22 protein-coding genes are annotated in these 24261 nt (G+C 65.4%); 8 read left to right on the top strand and 14 right to left on the bottom strand.

The window, feature by feature from the left end; genetic code table 11:
* Positions 1–162 precede the first annotated feature (162 nt).
* The 3 genes from B551_RS16910 to B551_RS16900 form a co-directional block, all read right to left on the bottom strand.
* Positions 163–1236, bottom strand: coding sequence for a LacI family DNA-binding transcriptional regulator (locus B551_RS16910; protein WP_023264615.1), 1074 nt, complete (start codon positions 1234–1236; stop codon positions 163–165).
* A 95-nt stretch (positions 1237–1331) separates the two neighbouring features.
* A complete protein-coding gene (locus B551_RS16905; protein WP_006575363.1) occupies positions 1332–2108 on the bottom strand; it encodes an SDR family NAD(P)-dependent oxidoreductase in 777 nt (258 codons plus the stop codon).
* Positions 2105–2644 carry a VOC family protein gene (locus tag B551_RS16900; protein WP_006575364.1) on the bottom strand — a complete coding sequence of 180 codons (540 nt, stop codon included), beginning with the start codon at positions 2642–2644 and terminating at the stop codon, positions 2105–2107. Before B551_RS16900 ends, B551_RS16905 begins: the two co-directional genes overlap by 4 nt.
* A gap of 204 nt (positions 2645–2848) precedes the next feature.
* Here B551_RS16900 and B551_RS16895 point away from each other — a divergent pair, with 204 nt between their 5' ends.
* From B551_RS16895 to B551_RS16885, 3 genes are read left to right on the top strand one after another with little or no spacing between them, the layout of a single operon-like run.
* Entirely contained in the window at positions 2849–3811 is a 963-nt protein-coding gene (locus B551_RS16895) for a tripartite tricarboxylate transporter substrate binding protein (protein ID WP_006575365.1), read from the top strand.
* Between the two features lie 59 nt (positions 3812–3870).
* The gene (locus tag B551_RS16890) at positions 3871–4305 is read left to right on the top strand and encodes an ester cyclase (protein WP_006575366.1); all 435 of its coding nucleotides are present in this window, start codon (positions 3871–3873) and stop codon (positions 4303–4305) included.
* Between the two features lie 43 nt (positions 4306–4348).
* Positions 4349–4855, top strand: coding sequence for a 2,4'-dihydroxyacetophenone dioxygenase family protein (locus B551_RS16885; protein ID WP_006575367.1), 507 nt, complete (start codon positions 4349–4351; stop codon positions 4853–4855).
* Positions 4856–4880: 25 nt separating this feature from the next.
* Here B551_RS16885 and B551_RS16880 read toward each other — a convergent pair whose 3' ends face one another.
* Both B551_RS16880 and B551_RS16875 read right to left on the bottom strand, forming a co-directional pair.
* Entirely contained in the window at positions 4881–6098 is a 1218-nt protein-coding gene (locus B551_RS16880; RefSeq protein ID WP_253281373.1) for an MFS transporter, read from the bottom strand.
* A gap of 202 nt (positions 6099–6300) precedes the next feature.
* Positions 6301–7281 (bottom strand): LLM class oxidoreductase, encoded by a 981-nt coding sequence (locus B551_RS16875; RefSeq protein WP_006575369.1) that lies wholly within the window; start codon positions 7279–7281, stop codon positions 6301–6303.
* Positions 7282–7640: 359 nt separating this feature from the next.
* Between B551_RS16875 and B551_RS16870 the strand changes: the two genes are divergently transcribed.
* A complete protein-coding gene (locus tag B551_RS16870) occupies positions 7641–8540 on the top strand; it encodes a LysR substrate-binding domain-containing protein (RefSeq protein WP_006575370.1) in 900 nt (299 codons plus the stop codon).
* A gap of 31 nt (positions 8541–8571) precedes the next feature.
* Here B551_RS16870 and B551_RS16865 read toward each other — a convergent pair whose 3' ends face one another.
* The 3 genes from B551_RS16865 to B551_RS16855 all read right to left on the bottom strand — a co-directional run bounded on the left by B551_RS16865 (position 8572) and on the right by B551_RS16855 (position 12565).
* Positions 8572–9765, bottom strand: a complete 1194-nt coding sequence (locus tag B551_RS16865; RefSeq protein ID WP_023264614.1) for a CaiB/BaiF CoA-transferase family protein — start codon at positions 9763–9765, stop codon at positions 8572–8574.
* 6 nt (positions 9766–9771) lie between these two features.
* Entirely contained in the window at positions 9772–10758 is a 987-nt protein-coding gene (locus tag B551_RS16860) for a tripartite tricarboxylate transporter substrate binding protein (RefSeq protein ID WP_006575373.1), read from the bottom strand.
* 286 nt (positions 10759–11044) lie between these two features.
* The gene (locus B551_RS16855; RefSeq protein ID WP_006575374.1) at positions 11045–12565 is read right to left on the bottom strand and encodes a CoA-acylating methylmalonate-semialdehyde dehydrogenase; all 1521 of its coding nucleotides are present in this window, start codon (positions 12563–12565) and stop codon (positions 11045–11047) included.
* Between the two features lie 152 nt (positions 12566–12717).
* On the opposite strand from B551_RS16855, the gene B551_RS16850 reads away from it, so the two are divergent.
* Positions 12718–13653 carry a LysR family transcriptional regulator gene (locus B551_RS16850; protein ID WP_043440487.1) on the top strand — a complete coding sequence of 312 codons (936 nt, stop codon included), beginning with the start codon at positions 12718–12720 and terminating at the stop codon, positions 13651–13653.
* A 223-nt stretch (positions 13654–13876) separates the two neighbouring features.
* Positions 13877–16000 carry a TonB-dependent siderophore receptor gene (locus B551_RS16845; RefSeq protein ID WP_006575375.1) on the top strand — a complete coding sequence of 708 codons (2124 nt, stop codon included), beginning with the start codon at positions 13877–13879 and terminating at the stop codon, positions 15998–16000.
* A gap of 58 nt (positions 16001–16058) precedes the next feature.
* Here B551_RS16845 and B551_RS16840 read toward each other — a convergent pair whose 3' ends face one another.
* A complete protein-coding gene (locus B551_RS16840) occupies positions 16059–17369 on the bottom strand; it encodes a type II toxin-antitoxin system HipA family toxin (protein ID WP_006575376.1) in 1311 nt (436 codons plus the stop codon).
* 41 nt (positions 17370–17410) lie between these two features.
* On the bottom strand, positions 17411–17674 hold the full coding sequence (locus B551_RS16835; RefSeq protein WP_006575377.1) for a helix-turn-helix transcriptional regulator: 264 nt from the start codon (positions 17672–17674) through the stop codon (positions 17411–17413).
* A 237-nt stretch (positions 17675–17911) separates the two neighbouring features.
* On the opposite strand from B551_RS16835, the gene B551_RS16830 reads away from it, so the two are divergent.
* Both B551_RS16830 and B551_RS16825 read left to right on the top strand, forming a co-directional pair.
* Positions 17912–18307, top strand: coding sequence for a hypothetical protein (locus B551_RS16830; protein WP_006575378.1), 396 nt, complete (start codon positions 17912–17914; stop codon positions 18305–18307).
* Between the two features lie 21 nt (positions 18308–18328).
* Positions 18329–18679: a helix-turn-helix domain-containing protein gene (locus tag B551_RS16825; protein WP_023264611.1), complete on the top strand. Its 351-nt coding sequence runs from the start codon at positions 18329–18331 to the stop codon at positions 18677–18679.
* A gap of 68 nt (positions 18680–18747) precedes the next feature.
* Here B551_RS16825 and B551_RS16820 read toward each other — a convergent pair whose 3' ends face one another.
* From B551_RS16820 to B551_RS16805, 4 genes are all read right to left on the bottom strand, one after another.
* The gene (locus B551_RS16820; protein WP_023264610.1) at positions 18748–20118 is read right to left on the bottom strand and encodes a sigma 54-interacting transcriptional regulator; all 1371 of its coding nucleotides are present in this window, start codon (positions 20116–20118) and stop codon (positions 18748–18750) included.
* Between the two features lie 58 nt (positions 20119–20176).
* Positions 20177–21907 carry a TadG family pilus assembly protein gene (locus B551_RS16815; protein WP_083492649.1) on the bottom strand — a complete coding sequence of 577 codons (1731 nt, stop codon included), beginning with the start codon at positions 21905–21907 and terminating at the stop codon, positions 20177–20179.
* Positions 21908–21912: 5 nt separating this feature from the next.
* Positions 21913–23151, bottom strand: coding sequence for a DUF3613 domain-containing protein (locus tag B551_RS26910; RefSeq protein WP_006575381.1), 1239 nt, complete (start codon positions 23149–23151; stop codon positions 21913–21915).
* 206 nt (positions 23152–23357) lie between these two features.
* On the bottom strand, positions 23358–24261 hold a 904-nt coding region (locus B551_RS16805; protein ID WP_157072013.1), incomplete at its 5' end, for a type II secretion system F family protein.

Below are 24261 nucleotides of genomic sequence, written 5' to 3'. Positions count from 1 at the left end.
TCTCGGCTTTCGAGCACGTTGGCCTCAAGTGGGGAATGAAGACGGCCGACGTAGCGTATGCTCCGCGCCACCGGCGTTGACCAATAACTCTACGTCGGGGTGGGTCTACGGGACCTCCCGTCGGGAATGGCCACCACAACGCCGCATCGCTGATGCCGACGGCTACCTTCCGTCATCCAAAGGCCGCGCACATGATTCCCGCATAACGACACGCGTACCAAGCCGAATCTCCCGCCCCGCTGCCGCGTTCATATCGTCCCCGCTGGACCCAGCCCCTATAGACCGCAACAACATCTCCGCCGCCGCCGTCCCCACCGCCTCCAGATCCCAATCGATGGCGGTAATCGCCGGCGTATAGAGCTGTGCCAGATCGCTATCCCCCACGCAGATCAGGCTGACATCCTGCGGCATGTGGTGCCCTGTCTGCTTTATCGCCTGCAGGACACCGGACAGGATCCGGGTGCCGAGGCAGATAAAGGCCGTCGGGCGGTCCCTGGCGGATAGCAGCGCCAGTGCATCGCTGAATGACAGATCCATCGCCGAGCGCCTGGAGCGCACGAGCTCGCTATCGACGGTCAGTCCGCGCTCTTCCAGTGCCTTGCGATAGCCGCTGATGCGTTCGCGGCCGGGGCGCAGGGCGCCGTCGGATGTCATCAGTGCGATGCGGGTGTGTCCGAGGTCGAGCAGGTAACGCGTCGCTTCGTAGGAACCGCGGGCGTGTTCGACGTGGACGCCGGAACCCTGGGCGCCGAAGTCGCGGTCCATGGCGACGACGGCGAGATCGCGGGAGATTTGGGCGAGGTAATCGGGGCGCTCGGTTTCGCAGGGGCCGAGGATCAGTCCGTCGACGCGGCGGCGGCGGAACAGGTCGACCATCAGCTCTTCCTGCGCCTTGTCGTTATGCGTGTTGCCGACCACCATTGCATAGCCTTCGCGCTGCAGGCGCGCTTCCACCGCGGTGATGATGCGGGCGTAGAGCGGATTGGCCAGGTCGGACACCAGCAGGCCGACGACGCCGGAGGTACCGGTGCGCATGCTTTGCGCAATGGGGTCGGGCGCATAGGCCAGCGCCTTCGCGGCCCGTTCGACGGCCTGGAGCGCGGCCTCGCTGACAGGTCCGCTGCGGTTCAGTGCGCGAGATGCCGTACCCACGGAGACGCCGGCGGCGCGCGCCACGTCGCGGATCGTGACGCGGGCTGGCGTGTCGGAGCTGGGGGTGCGCGTTCGGCTGGTCATCGATGGTCCGGCTTGAAGATCTGAGCTGGCGGTAATCGTAGCGGGCCCTGGGGCCGCTATTATCGTCGATCCGATGGCCCTGCCCTACCCGCCCATCAGTACATCGCGCGGCCGCCGCTGATATCGAATACCGCCCCGGTACTGAAGCTGCAGCGCGCGGAACACAGCCATGCGGCCATTTCCGCCACCTCCTCGACGCGCACGAACCGCTTCATGGGCACGCGTTCGAGAAGGCGGGCCTGCAATTGCGCCCGCTGGCTCTCGTCGTGCTGACCGAAGATATCGGTATCGGCAGCGCTGGGCGTGATGCAGTTGACCAGTACGCCGGTCTCCGCGAGTTCCTTGCCCAGGCTTTTCGTCATCGAGATCAATGCGGCCTTCGATGCCGCATAGGCGCCGGCAAAGGGATTGCCCTCCTTGCCGGCGACCGAGGCCACGTTAACGACGCGCCCCCAGCCGTTCTTCACCATCGAAGGCACGACTGCCTGCACGCATTGCAATGCGCCGAACACATTGACGTCGAAGACGAGCTTCCATTCGTCGACGGACGCCTCCACCGTCGGCCCTCTGCGTCCGAGGATGGCGGCATTGTTCACCAGCGCTGTGGGCGCGCCCAGAGTTTCGACCGTCCGTGCAAATGCCCGCTCGACCTGTTGGCGATCGGTGATGTCGACTGACACCGGCAACACCCGTGCGCCATTGCTTCGCAATGTCCGAGCGGCCTGATCTAACAGCGCTCGGTCGCGATCCCACAGGGCGACTGCATATCCGTCGGCCGCAAGCCGATTGCCGATTGCCAGGCCGATGCCGCGCGCGGCGCCGGTCACCACCGCAACGTGCCGGCCCGCCGCCGTGGCCTCGGCCGCGCTCATTGCGGCGCTCCAATGCGCCGAATCGGATCGGCGCCGTCCCAGCCTTTCGCCGCCTCGGCAATCGCCGCAAAGTATTCGCCCTTGCCGCCGGACATTTCCGAAATCTCGACGATGTTGCCCGGCAAGTCCGCATGGACGTAATAGGCGAATCGGCCGCGCATGCCCATACGCCCTCCGTGCCCCTCGACATAGCCGCTGGCACGCAGTCGTTCGGCGAATTCGTCGAAGCGGTCGTTGGTCCAGTACGCGATATGCTGCATGCCTTCGCCGAAGTGCCTCAGCGAATCGAGATAGAGCGACGGCGCATCATTGCGCTGCTGGATCAGCTCGATCTGCACGCCGCCGGAATTGGCAAGCGCGATGGACAGATCCGGCAAGGCCGACGCTTCACCGTAGTAGCGAAACTCGGTCGTGCCCACTTCCTTCTTGTAGAACCACGGCCGGACGCCGAGCACCTCGCTCCAGTGCCGCATCGCCTTCTCGATATCCCGCACGACGTAGCCGACTTGGCATACGCCTCCGAACAGCAAGCTCATCTTGGCTCCATGTCATCGAATATTGGAAACGTTTCCATAAAGACACAGTAGCCGATGCGCCGATTCGGCGCAGCATAGCGTTAACCATGATTGCTGCCCGCTCCACGCTCGACGACACTGCAATGGAAACGTTTCCACACGCAAGGAAACGCCACTCCCGAACCCCCGCATCGCAGAACGGGCGAACACCCTTGGAGACAAGACATGAAGAAGCTCTTCACCACCGCGTTGCTGGCCGTGGCGGCCGCCACCGCGCAGGCAGCCGATCCAGCCGCCTATCCCGAGCGCCCGATCCGCATGCTGCTGCCCTTCTCCGCCGGCGGTGGCGGCGATACGCTGGGCCGCTTCCTGGCCGAGCGCTTTGCCGCGCAGCTGAAGCAACCGGTGGTGGTCGAGAACAAGCCTGGCGCGGCCGGCACGATCGGCACTCAGGCGGTGGCGACGGCAACGCCCGACGGCTACACGATCATGATCGGCGGCATGTCGACGCATCCGCTGGCGGCCGCGACCTACGCGAAGCTGCCCTACGATCCGGTGCGCGACTTCCAGAGCCTGGGAACCATCGGCAATTCGTCGATTGTCATGGTCGCGTCGAATTCGTATCCGGCAAACAATCTGAAAGAGCTGATGACCCTGGCCCGCAAACAGCAGGCGCCCATTCAATACGCCAGCTGGGGATCGGGCTCGACCGGACATTTCTGCGGCGAGATCCTGAGCCAGAAGGCCGGCATCCCGCTGCAGCACGTGCCCTACAAAGGCACCTCGCAAATCATCACCGATCTGCTCGGCAACCATATCTCCGTGGCCTTCGTCGACATGGTGACCGCGACGCCGTTCGTCAAGGAAGGCAAGGTCAAGGCGCTGGCCGTCTGCACCAAGCGTTCGCCGAGTCTGCCGAACGTGGCCAGCTACCAGGAGCAAGGCGTCGACTTCGACCGCGAATTGACATGGGCGATGTATGTCCCGGCCAAGACCCCGAAGCCAATCGTCGACAAGCTGTCGACCGTGCTCGAGAAGACGCTGAAGGAACCCGAGGTCGTCAGCAAGCTGCTGTCGCTGGGCATTACGGCCAAGTACGTTTCCGGCACCGAGCAGCAAGCCATCAATGCGCGCGATATCCCGATGTGGAAATCGATCGCCAAACAGGCGCACATGTCGCTCGACTGATGCATTGCCGCCCAAACGCGGGCGGTTCCCCTTCCATGACATCACCACAAGAATCGTCTATGTCTTCCACCTTGAATGAAGCCCGCATCCAGACCGTACGCGACCATATGGCGCTGGAGTGCGTCCACGATTGGGACGCCGTGATCGATACCTTCTCGCATCCGCGCTACGAGATGCACGGCAGTGGGGTGGTATTCGATGGCGAGGCCGAGGTGCGCGGGTACTTCGATTCGTCGCGGGTGCCCTTTCCGGATCTGAAGAACGAGATCATTGCCATTGCGGCCGATGGCGATACCGTGCTGGTCGAATTCTGGCTGCAGGGCACGCATCTTGGCCCGTTGAAGGCCAATGGCAAGACCTATGAGCCGACCGGCCGCACCTTCCGCATCCGGATTGCCGCCACGTTCGAATTCGCGCCGGGCTCGGACAAGATCATCTGCGAGCGCCCGTACTCCGCGCCGGATGCCAAGTTGCGCGCGCTTGGTCTTCTGTGAACGGTATCAGCAGAACCATCCCACATCAGAGGAGATTCAAATCATGGCCTTGCCCAAGGTCGTCACACATCAAGACCGCCTGCTGACGGTGAATATCCATGACGCGGTGGAATTCGCCGGTTCCGAGCCCGGCTCGACGATCATTCCGCTCTTCCTCGACCGCGAGAACGGCGTCTGGGTGCTGTACGGCAAGTTCGAACCGGGCACGACGCTGCCCCCGCACTTCCACACCGGCACCGTCCACTTCTTTACGACGAAAGGCGAATGGAACTACGTCGAATACCCGGACGATCGCCAGACCGCCGGCAGCTATCTGTATGAGCCCGGCGGCTCGGTCCATACCTTTTCCGTTCCGGCGGACGCCAAGGAGGCAGCGGAAGGATTCATGGTGGTCTACGGCGCCAACGTGATTTTCAAGGACGGCGAATATCAAGGCGTGCGCGACGCCGGGGCGATCGAGGACGGCATCCTCAATGCCGCGAAAGCCATGGGCCTTCCGACGCCGCGCTATATCCGGCCTGGCAAGGGTGCCGTGTTCTCGCGCGATTGACTGGAAACGGACGCGCGAAGCGGGTCTATCCCTTCGCGCACTCCGCCTGAAAGCCCGCACCAGACACCTGCGATCGCCGCAGCGCATAGGGCAGCACCGCCACTACGCCGGCCACGGCCAATACCGTGCCGACCCACAGCGGCGACCGCAGCCCCCAGCCATGGCTGATGCCCACGCCGCCGAGCCACGAGCCCGACATCAGGCCGATATTGATTACCGCGGTATGCATCGTATTGACCAGCGGCCCCGGCGGCGCGGCGCGCATCACGCGCACCACCATCGCCGGGTTCAGCGACACACCGGTCAGTCCGACCAGCAGCATCGCCATGACCGCAACCATCGGCTGATCCGCGTAGACGGCAAACAAGGCCAACGCGCCTGCCAGCACGACCAATCCCCACAGCAGAATGCGCATCGTATGCCGATCGGCGAAGCGGCCGATCACCGCATTGCCGATCACGGTCGCCAGGCCATACAGGCCCAGCAGAGCGGGAATCGAAGACGGCGAGTATCCCGACACCTTGGTCAGCACCAGCGCGAAATAGCTGAAGCCGGCAAAGGTCGCGCCGATGATCAGCGCGCTGGTCGTATAGGCCGCCCACAGCTCGCGATTGGCCAGCGAGGCCAGTTCGCTGCGCATGCCGTTGGTGCTGGTGGTCAATGTCGCGGGAATCTTCCAACGCACCGCCAGCACACAAAGGCCGGTCAGCACCACCAGCAGCCAGAAGCTCGCTCGCCAGCCCAGGTGCAGGTCGACCAGCGTAGCCAGCGGCAAGCCTGCGACGGTAGCGATCATCAGGCCGCCGATCACGATCGCCGCAGCGCGCCCGCGAACTTCCGGCGCCACCATCTCCGCGCACATCGACAGCACGATGCCGAAGCACGCCGACGCGGCGATCCCCGTCACCGCGCGGCCGATCGCCATCACCAGGTAATCATCCGCCATCGCGCAGCCGATCTGCCCGACCATATACGTGGCCAGCAAACCGAGCAGCGCCGGGCGCAGCGGTACGCGCGCGAGCGCCACGGTCAGCACCGGTCCACCGAGCACCATGCCCGCCGCATAGATCGACACCAGATAGCCGATGCGTTCGACCGGCACGCCGAAGGCCGCGGCCAGCGACGGCATCATGCCGGCCACCATGAACTCCGAGGTGGTCAGGCAAAAGACGGTCAGTCCGAGGATATAGACGGCGAACGGCATGGCCGCCATCGTGCGAGTCGAGGAGGGTGTGGTGGACACGCTTGTCATTGGTGTTATAGCGGTTATTTTTATATCGATCAGTACGAAATTACGATGTAAAAAACCTGCGCGATGCAATTCAGCGATTCGGCAGGTTCAAGGCTTGCCCCAACGGGCCACGGTGCGGATTTTGCCAGCATCGGCGACGGCGGGCATTAACCCTGACAAAAACGTTGTTATGGATGCGCGGCGCCCGGACCGGCTACCAATCGGCGTTCGCTGGCTCCGGGCCTTCATGCGAAGGGAACAACGGCAGCACCTCTTCGGCCAACTCCTGGATGATCTCGGCGGCGGGACGCGACGAATACTGGATGCCCAGGGCGGCATGGTTGACGCCAGCCGCTTTCCACTCTTGAAGCAGATCGATCAGGCCCTTGCGGCCGGTCTTCAGGATGAACCCGCCGTTCATCGGTGTGCGCGGATAATCCGGGTTGTCCACCAGCTCGATCCATTCGTTCGTCATATGGGGCCGGAAGCCACCGTCGGGAATCAGCGCTCGCCATGCGCGGATTTTTTCGGCCAGCCGTTGCGGACCGGCGCCGGTGTATGTCGGTCCCGGATACGTCAGCCACCCATCCGCGTGTCGACCGACCCATTCCAGAAACTGGCGCGAGCTACCGGTCACGATCAGCGGAATCGCGCCCGACACCGGCTTGGGGAGCAGCTCGACATTCCGCATCGCTCCCAGCGATGAACGTATGTCGAGCCTTCCTCCTTGCATCAACTGCCGGAACCAGGCAACCGTCTCGGCAAAACGCTCGCCACGTCCATCATGATCGATGCCGTAGGCCGGAAACTCGACCGGCCGATCGCCGGACGCAATGCCCAGCACCAGCCGGCCACCGGAAAGCTGGTCGATTGTCGTGGCGGCTTTCGCCAGATCGATCGGATGTCGCAAGGTAAAGATCGCGCTTCCGGTCGCGAGCGCGACGCGCCGGGTGCCGGCCGCCAGAAAGGCAAGGTAGGTAAAGGGATCGAATACCTGCCCCGCATCGCCGAAGTTAGGGTCGAACAGCGGAACATCGCGAACCCACACGGCCGCGAAGCCGAGGCGATCGATCCTGGTCACCAGATCGGCCTGGCCGGAAAGGACGGTCATATCCCCTTGATAGAACCGCAAGGGAAGGAAGATCCCGACCGTCAGCGCATCGGGACTGAACATGCGGCGGTAACCCGCATGCATGGAAAACGCTGGCGCGGAAGCGCCGGGCATGCCGGCAGCAGGGAGATTCTCGTCGGGGAAAGGATTCAATGTCATTGCGGTTTCCTCATTGGTAAAACAGAGAAAACTCTATGGCGAAACAAGCGCGACAAGAAACGATTTAATCTGGCTCGTGTATATAGCTCAGCTAAATTCAGCGGCCAACCACCTCCACAATCCATGCCGTGAATCCGCACACATGGCGGCCTTGGATAGCACCTCGTTTGCCTTCCTTTGGAAGTCAGCTAGACTAAACACACAAACCCCATATATCGGCGATGCCAGCGATCCGCTTTGCATGCTCGATTTCCCTGAACTCCGACAAGAGAAAACCTCAATACATGGGCTCGGTACTTCCGTTGCTGGCATTGCGCGCCTTCGTCGAAACCGGCCGGCACGGCAGCCTGAAACGGGCGGCCGACGCGATGGGCGTGACGCCCGGCGCGGTCAGCCAGCAATTGAAGCTGTTGCAGGAGCGTACCGGTGTCAGCCTGTTCAGCCGTACACGCTACGGCGTCGAACTGACGCCCGCGGGAGCACAGGTGCATCCGGCCCTGTTGCGGGCGTTCGACCAGATCGAAGCCAGCCTTGCCACGCTGGACGCCATCAATGCGCGCCAGACGTTGACCGTCAGTGCCGTGCCCACCTTCGCCGCATCGTGGCTCGTGCCAAGGCTGGGCACATTTACCGATCGGCACCCGGATATCGAAGTGCGTGTCGAAGCGTCGTCCGCATTGGCCGACTTGCGCCGCGACCGCGTCGACATCGCGATCCGGCATGGCCTGGGCAATTACCCTGGACTGGAAGCGCACTATCTGATGGCACCGGTACTGATTCCGGTTGCCTGTCCGAAATTGCTGGCCGAGGGGCCGCCGATCCGTGAAGCCATCGATTGCCTCGACTATCCGTTGCTGCAGGATTCGGATCGGTCCGACTGGCGTCTCTGGCTGAAGGCGCTGGGCGTGGAAAGCGATCCGCGCATCGAGCGCGGCCCCGCCTTCGATGACGATTTCCTGCTGATCCGCGCGGCGGAAGCCGGCCAGGGCATTGCGCTGGTTCGCGATCTCTATGCGCGAGAGGAAATTGCCAGCGGTCGGCTTGCGATTGCGCTGGATCGGCCCTGGCCGACGGAATTCGCGTACTACGCCGTCACCATGCCCAAGGCGGAGCAGAAGCCGGCCATTGCCAGCTTTCTGCGATGGCTGTTGGACGAAGCCAAACGCCAAACGAGCGCCGCGTGACATTCATCGCGAGGCGCTCGTTTGAAGCGACTTACGCCATCGTTTCCCGCTGCCGGTCCAGCTCGGCAAGGATCTCGGCCGTGTGCTGGCCGAGATCGGGAAGCGCAGCATCGCGCGGACTTCCGTCGTCGATCGTCATGGGCAAGGCCGGCATGCGCAGTGTCCGGTTGCCGGGTGACGGCACGCTGATCACTCGTTCCGGTGTCGCGGCCTGCGCGTATTGGATGGCATCGCGCAGGTCGCGCACCGCGCCGCAGACGACCCCAGCGGCATTGAGCGTTCGGCAAGCTTCCTCGGTGGTCAGCGCCGACAACGCGCCGGCAAGCATCCGGAGCAAGGCGCGTCGATTCGCCACGCGCGAGGCGTTGTCGTGAAAGCGTGGGTCTTGCGCGAGTTCCGGCAACCCCAGGCATTCGCACAAGCGGGCAAAGTGGTCCTGCAAATAGGCCGAGATCACGATTCTGCCGTCGGCAGTCGGCACCACATCCGCCGCCGGCGCCATCGTCGGCTGGCCGTTGCCGCAGCGTGACGGCGCCGCGTCGAGCAACTGATACTCGGCCCATTGCTGGCTCAGCGCATCGGCTGCCACGTCGATCAGCGACACCTTGACGTGGGCACCTTGTCCGGTGATGCCACGGCGCGCCAGCGCGGCGAGCACGCCCGTCGCCAGCGTACGGCCGGCCAGCACATCGACGACCGTGAACCCCACACGTGTCGGATCGGCGTGGGCATCGCCGTTCATGCTCATCATTCCGCTTTCGGCCTGCGCGGCGATATCGAGGCCCGGACGCGCCGCCGCCGGCCCACTGTCGCCGAAGCCGTTGACGGAGCCGTAGACAAGCCGAGGAAGCAGACCTCGAAGCTGCTCGGCGCCAAGCCCGTACTTCTGCATGACGCCCGGACGCGCGTTCTGCAGCACCACATCGGCGCGGCGCACCAGATCCATCGCCACGCCACGATCTTCCGCGCGGCGCAGATCGAGGACGATCGAACGCTTGCCGCGGTTATAAGCGGAAAACATGGGGCCACAGGCATCCGTCTGCCAGCCCGAGCGACGGCTTGCATCGCCGCCCGGAGGCTCGACCTTGATCACGTCGGCGCCCAGATCCGCCATGACCTGTCCTGCCGACGGCGCTGCGATGAACTGGCCGAAATCGACGACGCGCAGACCGGCCAACATGGCCGCATCCACGCCGCTTTTATCGAACGAACTGCTGGATTGCATGCCTTCTCACTCCGGCTTGACGCCGGCGTCCTGTGCAATGCGTTGCCATGCCACCGTATCGTCGGCGACCACTTTCCGGAACTGCGCCGGCGTCAGGGCTGGAGCGACAGGGAGGTTCAGCGCGGTCAGGCGGTCGCGAAACGCCGGCGTCGCGATGGCGCGCACCACCTCCTTGTTCAACCGCTCCACCAGCGCCCCGGATGTGCCCGCCGGCGCGAACATGCCGTACCAGCTGGTGGTCGGGAACGGATAGCCTTGCTCACCCATGGTCGGCACATTCGGGAACTGCGGCAACCGACTGGAGCCGCTGACGGCGATCGGCACCAGCCGGCCGGCTTTGACGAGGCCGATCTGCGAGCTGACGTCGACCCAGCCGACGGGCAACAGACCGCTCTGGACGTCCGTCGCCACGGCGGCGGTGCCCTTGTACGGCGCGTGAACCATGGCGAGATTCGCCTTCTTCAGAAAGCTCTCCATGGTCAGGTGCCCACCCGATCCCATGCCCCACGATCCGTAGCTGAGTTGGCCCGGGCGCTGCCTGGCGTAGGCCACGAGCTCATTCAGGTTGTGGACCGGCACCTTGGGGGAGGCCACCATCAGGTTGCCGAAGCTGCCGATCTGCGCAATCGGTTCGAAACGCTTGAGCGGATCGGGCGCTCGCGTGTAAAGCGCAGGGTTGACGACCATCGCGCCGGCATAGGTAAGCAGCAATGTGTAGCCGTCCGGGTTCGCGGCGGCCACGGTTTCGCTGGCAATCAAGCCGTTCGCGCCGGGCTTGTTCTCGACCACGAACGGCTTGCCGAACACCGAGCCGAGTTGCTCGGCAAGAAGCCGCGCGAGCGTATCCGTACCGCCGCCGGCCGCACTGGCGACGACCAGCTTGACCGGGCGGTTCGGCCAGCCTTCGTTATCCTGGGCAAACGCCATCGATGAAGCGATCGATGAAGCCGTCAGTGCCAGCATGGCGGCCAGCCATTGCCTGCGCGTGTTCATGATTTGTCTCCCTTTATCTGCCGATACTCGCGGTGCTTCCTGCTGGCGGGATCGGCGTGCTCGAATGCCGGTGTTCTCGCGTTCGAGACATTCCGGCGTTGACGTCAATCCAGCGCGGGGAACAGCACGTGCAAACTAACGCGGGGGGCTTCATACATGCCACGCATGTTTCGCTATCTTGAACAAGGGCAGCGTCCCGGCGTTGAAGCGTCCGGCCAAAAAAAAAAGCGGCGCCGGCGGGTATTCACCCCGCCGGCGCCGCCTGATGTCGCCGTTTCGGCGCGCCTTACTTCGCCGTCGGCATCGCGAACTCCGCGCCCTTGCCGATGCTCTGCGGCCAGCGCTGCATCACGGACTTCTGCTTGGTGTAGAAGCGCACGCCCTCTTCGCCATAGGCGTGGGTATCGCCGAACAGGCTGCGCTTCCAGCCGCCGAAGCCGTGCCAGGCCATTGGCACGGGGATCGGCACGTTGATGCCGACCATGCCGACCTGGATCCGGCGCGCGAATTCGCGGGCGATGCCGCCATCGCTGGTGTAGCACGCCACGCCGTTGCCGAACTCATGCGCGTTGATCAGCTCGACCGCCTCGGCAAAGTCCTTGACGCGGACGCAGGCCAGCACCGGGCCGAAGATTTCCTCGCGATAGATGCGCATTTGCGGCGTGACGTTGTCGAACAGCGTGGCGCCGGTGAAGAAACCGCCTTCATGGCCCGGCACGCGATGGTTGCGGCCATCGAGCACCAGCGTCGCGCCCTCTTCCACGCCCAGGCCGATATAGCCTTCGATCCGTTCCAGCGCCTGCCGTGTGACCACCGGACCCATTTCGGCTTCCGGGTTCATGCCGTTGTCGATCTTCAGCGCGCGGGCGCGTTCGGCCAGCTTGGGGATCAGGCGATCGGCGGTATCGCCGACCAGCACCGCGACCGACACCGCCATGCAGCGCTCGCCGGCCGAGCCGTAGGCCGCGCCGATCAGCGCGTCGATGGCCATTTCAGGATCGGCATCGGGCATCACCACCAGATGATTTTTGGCGCCGCCCAGTGCCTGCACGCGCTTGCCGAATTGCGCGGCGCGCTCGCTGATCGCCTGCGCGATCGGCGTCGAGCCGACGAAGCTGACGGCCTTCACTTCCGGATGCGCGATCAGCGCGTCGACCACCACCTTGTCGCCCTGCACGACGTTGAACACGCCGGCCGGCAAACCCGCTTCGGCCAGCAGGTCGGCCATGAACAGGCTCGCGCTCGGATCGCGCTCGCTCGGCTTGAGCACGAAGGTATTGCCGGCGGCGATCGCGACCGGGAACATCCAGCACGGCACCATGCAAGGGAAGTTGAACGGCGTGATACCGGTCACCACGCCCAGCGGCTGGCGCATGGTCCAGTTGTCGATGCCGGTGCTGACCTGGTCGGTGTAGTCGCCCTTGAGCAGTTGCGGAATGCCGCAGGCGAACTCGATCACGTCGATGCCGCGCATGACTTCGCCCTGCGCGTCGGAAAAGACCTTGCCGTGCTCGGCGGTGATGATCGCCGCCAGCGTGTCGCGATGCTGGTTCATCAGCTGCAGGAAGCGCTGCATCACGCGGGCGCGGCGGATCGGCGGCGTGTCGGCCCAGGCCGGGAACGCAGCGGCGGCCGCGGCGACGGCCGCGTCGACATCGGCGACTTCACCGAGCAGGACCTTGCGCGGGGCTTCACCGGTGGCCGGATTGAACACGTCCTGCCGGCGTTGGCTGCTGCCGCTCGTACGCTGGCCGCCGATGTAGTGGCCGACGTCGGCACGGTCGGTATAGGCATGCGCTTGGGTCATCTCGGGCTCCTTGGTACTGGGATTCAGTTCCGGGATTCAGTTCCGGAATCAGTTCTGGAATCGGTGGAATGGGCCCAGTGTAGGCGTCGCTCCCCGGCCCATTCAATAGCGCCACGCTTGACTCACTGTTCAATGAACTAAACAATCGCCCGATGGACAAGCAAAAGATTGAATCGCTGTGGGTGCATCTGCACTCGCTGGTCGTGCTCGGCGACGTCGGCAGCTATACCGCTGCTGCAACGCAGCTCGGCATCAGCAAGGGCGCGATGAGCCAGCGCATTGCGGAACTCGAGCGCGCGGCGGGCATCCCGCTGGTGCAGCGCACCACGCGCAGTGTCCGGCTGACCGAGGCAGGCCAGCGGCTGGTGGACGCGACGCGGGTACCGTTCGAGTCGATCGAACGCAGCTTCGGCGACGTCAAGGACATGGGCGGCGAGCCACGCGGCCTGGTTCGGATGACGGCGCCGGTCGCGCTGGGCCGCCAGCAGATCGTGCCGCGGCTGCCGCCGTTTCTGGCGATGTATCCGCAGATCCGCGTCGAGCTGGAACTGTCGGACAGCTTCGCCTCGCTGGCGCGCGAAGGGTTCGACCTGGCGGTACGCCACGCCTCGCGGGCACCCGACACGCATATCGCCTGGACGCTGTGCCGCACCGGTACCGTCCTGGTGGCGACGCGCGCCTATCTGCGGCGCCACGGCACGCCCGCGTCGCCGTCCGACCTGACGGCGCACAACTGCCTGCACTACTTCCGCCGCGGCGAGCAGCCGACCTGGAGCTTCGAGCCGGTCCGAGGCGGTGCGGCCCGGCAGAGCGTCGGCATCCGGGGGAATTTCGCGGCGGACAACAGCGAGGCGCTGCGCGATGCGGCGCTGGGCGGCCTCGGCATCGCGCTGGTGCCGGATTTCACCGCGCAGGCCGATCTGTATGCGGGCAAGCTGGTCCGCGTGCTGCCCGGCTGGCGGCCTTCGGGGGCCTTTGGCGATGCGATCTATGCGATCCGCCCATATAGCCCGCTGCTGCCGCGGCCGGTGCGGCTATTGGTGGACTATCTGCGCGAAGCGTTGAAGGAAGGATTCGAGGCGCAGTAAGCCGCGGGCTGTGGAGTCCTGACGACGACCCTTTGCACAACGCGGCTATGTCGGCACAAATGATAATGAAAACGATTATCATTATTTGCTTTCAATATGACATTGCCGCACTGTGTCTCCGCTCCGTCTTCCCCGCCGCCTCCCTTCTCCCGGAACCTCGGCCCGCCACGCCGCGCCGTCCTGCCCATACCGCCCACGCCGAATCCGGCCGAATCTGCTGGCCATGGCGGTTGCCGGCACCCTGCCGCTGACGGCCCTGGCGCAAGCGCAGTCCAACACCGCCGGCGAAGCCGCCCAATCTGCCGAAACGCTACCCCAGGTGACCGTACGCGCGGAGTCGGCCCCTGACCAGCCGCCCGCAGCCTATGCCGGCGGCCAGGTTGCGCGCGGTGGCCGGCTCGGCATCCTCGGCAACCAGGACATGATGGACGTGCCGTTCAGCATCACCGCGTACACGGCCGAAGCGATCCAGAACCAGCAGGCGCGCAGCGTCGCCGATGTCCTCGCCAACGATCCGGGCGTACGCAGCAGCCTGGGATTCGGCAATTTCTCCGAGACCTTCGTGGTCCGCGGCTTCCAGCTGAACGGCGACGACATCGGCTACAACGGCCTGTATGGCATCGCACCGCGCCAGCTCGTGGCGGTCGAGGGTCTCGATCGGGTCGAGGTGTTCCGCGGCGCCAGCGCGTTCCTGAACGGCGTCACGCCGACCGGTTCGGGCATCGGCGGCGGCATCAATCTGGTGCCGAAATTCGCGCCATACCAGCCGCTGACCCAGGCCACCATCGACTACACCAGCCAGGGCCAGGCCGGCGGCCATGTCGATATCGGCCGCCGCTTCGGCGAGGACCAGCGCTGGGGCGTGCGCATCAACGCGCTGGCGCGCGGCGGTGAAACCGCCATCGACGACGAGCGCCGCCAGCAGCGGCTGTTCACCGCGGGGATCGATTACCAGGGCGACAAGCTGCGCGTGTCGGCGGACTTCGGCTACCAGAAGCAGACCATTCGCCAGGGGCGGCCCATGGTGTCGCTGACCGGGACCACGCTGCCCGCGGTGCCATCGGCAAGCGCCAACTTCGCGCAGGCGTGGACCGATTCGATGCTGGAGGACACCTACGGGACCTTGCGCGCCGAATATGAGGTGGCGCCGGACTGGACGACCTATCTCGCGGTCGGCGCCCACCACACCAACGAGTTCGGCAACTATTCGTCGCTGACGGTGGACGGCAGCGGCGCCGGTACCGCTGCCCGGCTGACGGTACCGTACAAGTCCAACACCACGGCCGAGGAAGTGGGCGTGCGCGGCACCTTCCATACCGGGCCGATCAAGCATCGCGTCAACCTGGCGTGGTCCGGCATGCAGACGGTCAAGCGCACCGCTTACGAGATGACGGGCCGTTTCGCTACGGATCTGTACGACCCGGTGCAGACGCCGAGGCCGGCGACGACGCTGATCGGCGGCGACATGGCACACCCGGGTGTCACCGGGAGGACCAACCTGAGCGGGTTCGCGATTTCGGACACGCTGTCCTTCCTCGACGATCGCGTTCTGCTGACCGCGGGCGTGCGGCAGCAGAACCTGAGCGTGCGTGGCTACAGCTATACGGGCGTGCAGCAATCGAATTACGACGACTCGGCCACGTCGCCCGCCTTCGGCCTGGTGGTCAAGCCGGTGCGCAACGTTTCGCTGTATGTGAACTACATCCAGGGCCTGGCGCAGGGACCGACCGCGCCCAATACCGCCGTGAACCGCGGCGAAGTGTTCCCGCCGATCAAGTCCAAGCAGGTCGAGGCCGGCGTCAAATGGGACGCAGGCAAGTTCGGCACCACGCTCGCCGTCTATCAGATCGAGCAACCGTCCGGCATCCTGCAGGGCAATGTCTATTCGATGGTCGGAGAACAGCGCAATCGTGGCATCGAACTGAGCGGGTTCGGCGAGCCGCTGCCTGGCGTACGTCTGCTGGCTGGCGTGGCCTATATCGACGCCAAGCTGGACCGTACCGCTTCACCGGCGACCGACGGCAACAAGGCCGTCGGCGTACCGAACTACACGCTCAATGTCGGCGCGGAATGGGACATCCCCGGCGTGCCGGGCTTCACGGTCTCGGGCCGCTATCTGCAGACGGGACGCCAGTATCTCGACGTGGCGAACCGGGTCAGCCTGCCGTCATGGCGCCGCTTCGATCTGGGCGCCCGCTACACCTTCAAGGCGGCGCAGCAGCGCTACACGCTGCGCGCCGGCATCGAGAACGTGGCGGGCAAGGCGTACTGGGCATCCGCATACGGCGGCTATCTGACGATGGGTGCGCCGCGCACGTTCAAGGTTGCGATGACGGTGGACTTCTAGGAGAGGCAGAGCGGCTGCGGTGGAACGTCGGCTTGGCCTGGCATGGCCCGCCCGCGGATCAGCCGGCCAGCCGTTCCGCCTCGGCCAGCATTCCATCGAGAATGCAGTCGGCCAGCGGTTCCGGGAAGCGCTTCGGCAGCGCTTGCCGTATCGCCTGTGCCACCCGCGGTGCGCGTTCGGCCAGATCGTCGACCACGTACCGTGCGGGACGTCCGTCGGGCGTGATCACGCCATGCCGCTCGCCGACGGCGACCCAATGGCGGCGCTGGATTTCCCGCATCTGGTAATGCGCATTGCGCGTCCGAACGGCCATCGCCATCTTGACCCGGAACGGCGACAGCTTGCCGGGCGTCTCCCCGATGATCGGGTATGCGGAGAGCACGTCGTAGAGTGGCGTCAGCTGATACCGGCCCTCCGGGCGCAGGAACAGGCTGAAGTTCTTCGCGTGGCCATCGGTGGCCCGCAGCATCCAGAACAGGACCTGTGCCTGGAAGAGCGTTCGGCGGTCCTCGTCGCGCGTCATGGACCCCGCCAGCGTTTCCATGATGGTGTCGATACCGGGTCCGCCATCGGCTTCGTACTTGCTCGCCGGCGGCACGCCCTTGGCCTGGCACATGTCCTCCTGCGGCAGCCGGACGAGGCGACGATCGCCGTCCGGACTTTGCCACCACATGCGGTCGAACCGCTGCACGCTGAGCGCCTTCAGGTCCTCGAACTGCACCGGTTCGCAGTGCGCGACCGGCAGACCGAACTCGCGCAGGATCAGCGAGCACAGCCACTCGTTCTCTACTGATTCCGTCATGTTCAGCTTCAGCCCGCCGACGAGGCCAAGCGGCAGCTTCAGGATGTGGGTGGTCGGCGTCTGCCCGTGCGGCAGGCACCAGGCGCCGTTGTCGTACAGCAGCGCGGTCTTTTCCTGGGCACCGGCGATCGAGATGCGGAACTCGTCCTGCTCGTCCACGAAGCCCGGCGGCGCGGATCGCAGCGTGCCGCGCAGCACCTGCGCGACCTGAGCCTCGGTCAGCGGTTCCGCCTCGACCGGCTGCACACCTTCAGGCACGGTGCCGTCCGGCAATAGTTGCAGCGCGCCCACGCAATCGCGGCCGATTTCGGCGAGCAGGTCGAAGGCATCGGTCGAACCGGTGCGATACCGCCGCGCAATGCGCTCGCGAATCTCCCGGGTATCCGGCAACAGGTTGTCGAAGTAGGCCCGCACCTTGTCTCCGCGATGCGGCGCGTTGCCCGGCGTGAAAGGCAGCGACAGGGACAAGGGCCGCCCGGCTTCGGAGGCCACCCACTCCGGCGCGTACTGCAGCACATCACCGGCACGCGGGCTGAAGTGCCAGGTGCCGACGAATGCGCCGTTCATCCAAAGCGTCAGCGTGCGGGTGTGGGATCGCCGTCCCATGATCACCAGACCTGCGGGCTGGAGGATGCGGTCTTACGCGGTTGCGGAGCCGGCTTGTGCAGCACGAGTTCGACGCCGAGAACGCTGAGCACGCGCATCAGCTTGTCGACGCTGACCCGTGCCGGATTACGTTCCAGCGCGGACAAGGTCTGTTGGCTGACCCCCATGCGCAGCGCCGCCTCCGCCTGCGTCAGGCCCGCCTCCTTGCGAAAGGCCTGCAGCAGTTGCGGCAGTTGCTCCGCGGTGCGGACGGTGAAGTTGCTCATACATTCCCTCGAGGCTGTGTGCATTTACAGCAAGTTCGTTGTGTTTTGCATTTACTTCGTATCTTATGTATTTCCCTGATACTCGTCATTCCCAGTAAAACAAGAATACAACGCATCACGAGTGAAAAACCCGAGCAACGCTCCCTTGGGGACCCGTTCACAACATTTTTCTTGCATCCCCGCTGATACTGTATATCCTTACAGTACCTGTACAAACATACAGTTGCGGGAGTGCCCATGGAAGACCTGATCCGGATTCAGAACGAATACGACCGTCTTGTCCTTCGGTGGCTGCGCCAACAGGTCGGTGACGACGCGGTGCGGCTGGCTGCCAGGCGCCTGAACGGCGAATCGAAGCCCTATGTCTCCGAAGTCTGCCGTGCGCTGGACATCCGTCCGCCGACACGCAGCGCCTTCCGCATGGAAGCGGCCCGGACCAATCGGGCTGTCGGCGAGCGGTATCTGGCGCGTATCCGGCAGATCCTGTCCGGTTCATCGGCAGAAGGCCACCGGGTTTCCGACACGGCCTCCCGCCCGCGGCAGGCGCCCGAGCAACCGGCCCTGCCCTTCGGACAGGGTTTCGCCTTCGGCGGCGGACTGACCGTGCGCGAACCGACGGCGGGCGCACGATGAATGTGATGACAGTGATTGAAGATGCAGCAAGGCTCAGACTCAGACGTCCCCCTGAACCCGGAAAAGACGAGGTTGCGTTTGCACTTCGGTGCGGCGCTGCGGGCGGCGCGCACTGCCAGAGGCTTGTCGCAGGGCGAGTTCGGCACCGTGTCGAGCCGCACCTATGTCAGCAGCCTGGAGCGCGGGCAGAAGAGTCCGACGCTGGACAAGGTGGCGCAGATCGCCAGCGTCCTTGAGCTGCATCCTCTGACGCTGCACGCGTACACCTTTCTGCGCGATCCCACGCCGGAGGAGCGCGTGATGCTGTTGCGGACGATCCGGGCGGAGTTGCGTCAGTTGCTCGAGCATGAGGCGGCGAAGCGGAACCGCTAGGGGTTCGCCAAGGCTGCGAAGTTCTGCGCAATTTCGCTGCGCGGCGACGCAGACCGCAGCCCACTTCGTCAGGCCGGTTCCGCCTCGTTATCGGCAATCTGAAACTTGCGCATCTTCTCCCACAGCACCTTGCGGCTGATGCCAAGGCTGGCGGCCGTGTCCTGGCGACGCCAGCCATTGGCATCGAGGGCGGCGATGATGCGGCGGCGTTCTTCGACCTCGGTGCGCCAGTCGACGCCGCGATCGTTGCCCTCGAACGCGCCCGGGCGCAGCGTGCGGAACAACGGGCGGATGCGATCCTGGTCCCACAGGCCGTCGTGCTGGACGACGATCGCGACGCGCTCGGCCAGATTGCGCAGCTCGCGTACGTTGCCAGCGAAGTAAGCGGTACCGACCGCGCCCTTGAGCCAATCCGGCATCGGCGGCAGCGCGTCGTAGCCGGACCGGCCGAGTATCTGCCGCAGGAAGGCCTCGAGCAGTCCAACCTTGTCGGCGGCGCCGCGCTCCTCCAGGCTGGGAATCCGCAGTTCGATCACGGCCAGCCGGAAATACAGGTCCGCGCGGAACTTGCCCTGCCCGACCGCCTCGCGCAGGTCCTTGTTGGTGGCCGCAACAAGGCGGAAATTGAGCTTGACCGGCAGCGTCGAGCCGAGCCGCGTGACGACGTTCTCCTCGAGCACGCGCAGCAGCTTGACCTGCTGGAACAGCGGCAGATCGGCGATTTCGTCGAGGAACAGCGTGCCGCCGTTGGCCTGCTCAAAGTAGCCGCGGTGCGCGTACATCGCGCCGGTGAACGCGCCCTTGGCGTGGCCGAAGAACTGCGATTCGAACAGTCCATCGGGAATCGCGCCGCAGTTGACGGCGACGAACGGTCCCTTGCCATAGAGGCTGTGCCGCTCGTGGAACAGCCGCGCGATCCGTTCCTTGCCGGCACCGGTCTCGCCATACAGCATCACGTTGCTGTCGAAGTCCGCATAGGTATCGACGTGCGACATCAACTGCTGCATCGCCGGCGAGCCGGCCACCAGTTCGGCGATGTCCGGCTGGACCTCACTGGCCGCCAGCAGTTGCGGCAGCAGCTTGCCGAGCTGGGCGCGCAGGTCGGCGCCGGTGAAATCGTCGGACAGGATGTGCGCGTATTCCGGCGGGAAGCGGCCGGGGTCATTGTCCCTCGTCGGTGCGGCTACCCAGATCACAGGCATGCCGTGCACCGCCTCCCAATCGAGCGCGGTGAACTTGGCCGCGCCGATCACCGACACGCTGATGATCGCGACCGACAGTTTCAGGCGCGGCTCGGTCGGCAGGCCTTCGAGCCCGCCGGCGCGGATCACTTCGGCGCCGAGCGGCGCGAGAAAGCGGGCTACGCGGTCGGCAAATTCGTATTTGCCCTCCCATACGTAGACTTCGAGATTTTCGTAGGCCCAGCGGTCTGTTTTCATGGCGATGCTGCAATGGCCGCACGGCGGCTGGTCGTATTCATGTCGCGGTTCTCGCGGGTCAATAGACGAGTCTGGTGTTGTCGCAATCGACGTCGTGAACCCAGAGGTCTGCGTTGCTTAACTGGATGCCAAGGGCGGCGAGCAGGCCGTCGAGGGTGGGGCCAAGCAGGCCGAATATCACGGAGCTCAGGGCGCTGACGATGCCGCCGAGTTTGAGTTCGGTCGTCAGCGGAATGCCGAGCAGGCTGACCGTCACTTTGAGGTCGAGGTTTCGCGCCAGATCCTCGACCAGCGCGGCAAGCTGGCCACGAGAGCTGACCTCCTGATGATCGCCGGGCGCGAGCACCGAGGTAATACTGTTTCCCGGCACCGTTTGCTGCCTCGGGCTGGCCATGACGGCAACGTGTGCCACCCCCAGAGGAACGTTGGCCAGTTCCACGTCGGAACCGGCGCATTGGCCCAGGTCGTTCTTGCGCGCAAGGCAGATGCTGGACACCGTCGTCACGGTGTTGAGCGTTGCCCGTCGATCCGCGGGTGCTGCGGCACATCGCAGTCCGGTCAGCGCGGATTGCGCAGTTGCAAGTTGCACGCGCAGTGGCAGAACCAATGTCGGTGTGAGTGCCGACAGCACGCGACTATCGACCAGGTTCGCTCCAAGTTGCAACTGAATACCGAGATCCATCTGCGACGTCCTCGCAGTCGTCTCCCACCCCATCGGATCCGTCGTGGAGGGCCGCACCGGCCCTACCGCCATGCGCGGCGGCTCGACGATCCGCAGCGCCAGTTGCGAGCCTGGCAGCAGAGGCACCGCGCCAGCCAGATCAACCGCTGCGCCCCTGTTCGCCACCTGCGCCGCCAGCATCAACAGCTCAGCCACATTCAGCCCAACGTCCGCCGCTGACGACATTGCCGGGGCCAGCACGCCGAGGTCGAGTACGCGTCCGACATTGAGCCCCGCCGCCAGCGCCCTGGCATCGATGATCGCCGGCATCCCGCCCAGCATTGCGTTGAGCAGCGACTCCTTGTTTGCCGCGCCGAGCACCAGGGCATAGAACTCGGACAGCGACAGGCCGGCGTTCAGCAATTCGTCGACCGTGCCAACACCGGCCTTCAATCGCAGCTGGTCGAGCGTGACCGTCGTATTGACCAGCCCCTGCCAATCCGATGCCGACAGGCTGATGGTATTGCCGAGCAACAGCGCCAGCGCGCTTCTCGACGATTCGAAGTTCAGCAGACCGCTGCCGACCGAGAACGCCGCCACAGGGGGACTGGCATTGCCGATCGCCTCGGCGCGCAGGCGCCGCCCTTCACCGCCTGGTATCCCGAACAGGATCGGCACGGTCTGGGAGACGACGACCCGCACGGCGTTCGGCGACATTCGGGCCGGATCGTAGCTGCCGCGAAAATGGCGGCCGCCAGCGGCCGCTGCCGCATCGTTCGGGTCCCAGACTCCGGCACATACCGCCATGCCGTCTTCGCCGCCGGGGCTGGCGCCGCAGTCTTCACGCGCCGCACCGCTGAAGCCGTTCTGGGTCCCGGACGCCTGCGCTGCCGCCAGCGCCCGTTCGGTCATCACCGCGTTGCTATCGGCGCGCCGCAATTGCTGGGCAGCGGCCAGCGCCGCCATGTCGGCAACGGACTGCAATTGCCGCTGCCGATAGAAGACATGTCCGACGTCGATGGACACCAGCGCGGCCATGCCGATGGTGGCGAGCAACACCACCATCAGGATGCTGACCGCACCGCGCGCTTGCGCGCGTGTCCGGTGTGTCCGCCTACGCCGAGCCATCGTCATTACTTCGAGGGCGTCAATCCAGGCAGGCTGACATTGCCGCCGCCGCTCGACTGCCCGACGAAGCGCTCGGGAATCGGATGCTCGAAGCTCTTCAGATAACGGGCATGCGCGAGCGCGGCCTGCTCGCCGGGCATCTGCAGCGTGGCGCCGGCCTGGCTGCCGTCGCGCTGGATCGCCAGCAGGCTGCGCGTGTCGGTGCCGATCGCGCCGTTCGCGGGCTTCCGCGCCTTTGTGGGTGTACTCGCATTCGTGTTGGCCGGGGCCGTGGTCTGCGCGCCAGCAACGGGCATCCAGCTCGCGGCGCACAAGGCGACCGCGGCCGTACTGGCGATGCGCAATAGCCGCGGCGGTCTACTGAAGTTCATGCCCTTCTCCTGTTGCTGTTCCGCCTGGAGGCGATCGGGGATCGTCCAGCGCTCGTCATGGCGCGCTGCTCGTGTTCGTTGCCGCGGCCTCGCCGGGCTGCGCGGCGGTGTCAGCGCGACGCGCTGGGGCTTGGGCCGCGTGCCGTTGGTACGCGACGCCGCGCGCTCCTGCCGCGCTGCCTCGCGTGCAATGCGGTCCGCCTCCTGGGCGATCGCCTTGCGGGTCGATGCCGACATCGAGGCACGCTCCATCAACGCCGTCGCCTGCTCGCGCTGGCGGGTCGCCAGCATCCACACCGCGGCGTTGCTGACGATGCGAGGATTGGCGCCATCGAGCTGCAGGGCCTGCATCACCGGCACGCGGGCCTGCTGCAACTGACCCGCGCGCATCAGCGCATAGCCGAGATCGCTGGCCACCAGCGCATTGGTCGGATCGCGCGACAACGATGCCTCCAGCTGCGTCACCGCTTCGCCGAAATCGCCGCTGCGGCCGGCCAGCAGGCCGAGGCCGTGATAGGCCCGGGCGGCGTAACTGCTGCCGAGCAGGTTCCGGTAGGCGATGGCGGCGGCCTCGTCCTGCTCGGTTTCGCGCAGCGCATCGGCGCGCAGCATCGCCACGTCGGCGCTGTCACCGAAGCGCTGCTGGTAGGCATCGAGATGCGCGAGCGAGGCGTAGTACAGCCCTTGCTGCTGCATCCGCTCGATCAGGCCGCGGTACACCGCGCGATCGTCGTACTGCTCCTGCGCCTGCTTGTCCTGCAGTTTGGACAGCGCGATCTGCGCGTCGGCCTGCTTGCTCATCAGCGCGGCCGGATCGCTGGTGGCGCAGCCGGCCGCGAGCCAGCCGGCGCCGGCGATCGTTCCGGCTGTCATTGCCTGGCGCCACTTAATTCTTGCCGCCGCCCGCAGAAGGCTCCCCTCTCCCGCCTGCGGGAGAGGGGTCGGGGGAGAGGGGACGGCGGCCGCATCGCAACCGTCGGAAGCATGACGAGCGCCCTTGCCCTCTCCCCCTGCCCCTCTTCCGCAAGCGGGAGAGGGGAGAAAACATGCTGCCGAGCGGATTTCCCGAATAAAGCCCTTCATTGCACATCTCCCGCAAACTTCGCCAGCATCCGAATCACCCCGAGAAACCCCGGCCCTGCGGTCACGATCAGCAGTACCGGCAGCAAGCTGACCACCATCACGCCGGTCATCTTGACGGTCAGGCGGCCGACCTGTTCTTTCAGGCGCATCTTGCGGGCCTCCTGCAGCCGCAGGCCGAACAGCTTCAGCGGCTCCTGCACCGCGCCGCCGAAGCGATCCACCTGGTTCAGCAGCATGATCAGATTGCGCAGGTCCTCGCTCTCGAACAGCTTGCCGATCCGTTGCAGCGTCTGCTCGCGTGAACGGCCGGAGGCGAATTGATCGTTGGCGCGCTTCAGTTCGGGCCCCAGCACGGGCAGCATGCTGCCGAACTCGGTGACGATCAGTTGCAGGCTCTGGTCGATCGACATGCCAACGCCTTGCAGCAGCCGCAGCATGTCGACCAGCACCGGCAGTTCGTCGTCAAGCTGGCGCATCCGGCCGGCGGCACGCCGGCGCAGCACCGACTTGAACGCGAGAAAGGACACCGCAAAGCCGCCGAACGCGGTAAACACCGCGCCCTGCAGCGATTCGGGCAACCGCCACAGCATCAGCACCACGGCGATCAGCAGCGGCACGCACAGACGCAGCCCGCCGAACATGGCGCGCGCCTTCGGGCCATACCAGCCGCATTGCTCCAGCAAGCGGATCTCCTCGGGGCCGACGATGGCCTTGCCAAGCGGACTGGCGAGCCAGCGTTCGTCGAAGCGGCCACCGAGCTGGGCGCCAATACGCGCCCGCGCACCGTTCGGGCCGGTTCCGGCTGCAGCGCCGGAAACCGACGTGGCCCCGATCGCGCCAGGGACGGTGGCCGGGACGTTCGCGGCGGCCGGCATGGCACCCTGACGCCCCGCAACTGGC

Origin of the sequence: Cupriavidus sp. HPC(L) (assembly GCF_000307735.3) — a bacterium.
In the GTDB taxonomy this organism is placed as follows: Bacteria; Pseudomonadota; Gammaproteobacteria; order Burkholderiales; family Burkholderiaceae; genus Cupriavidus.
This window is presented reverse-complemented; position numbering and strand designations above follow the sequence as displayed.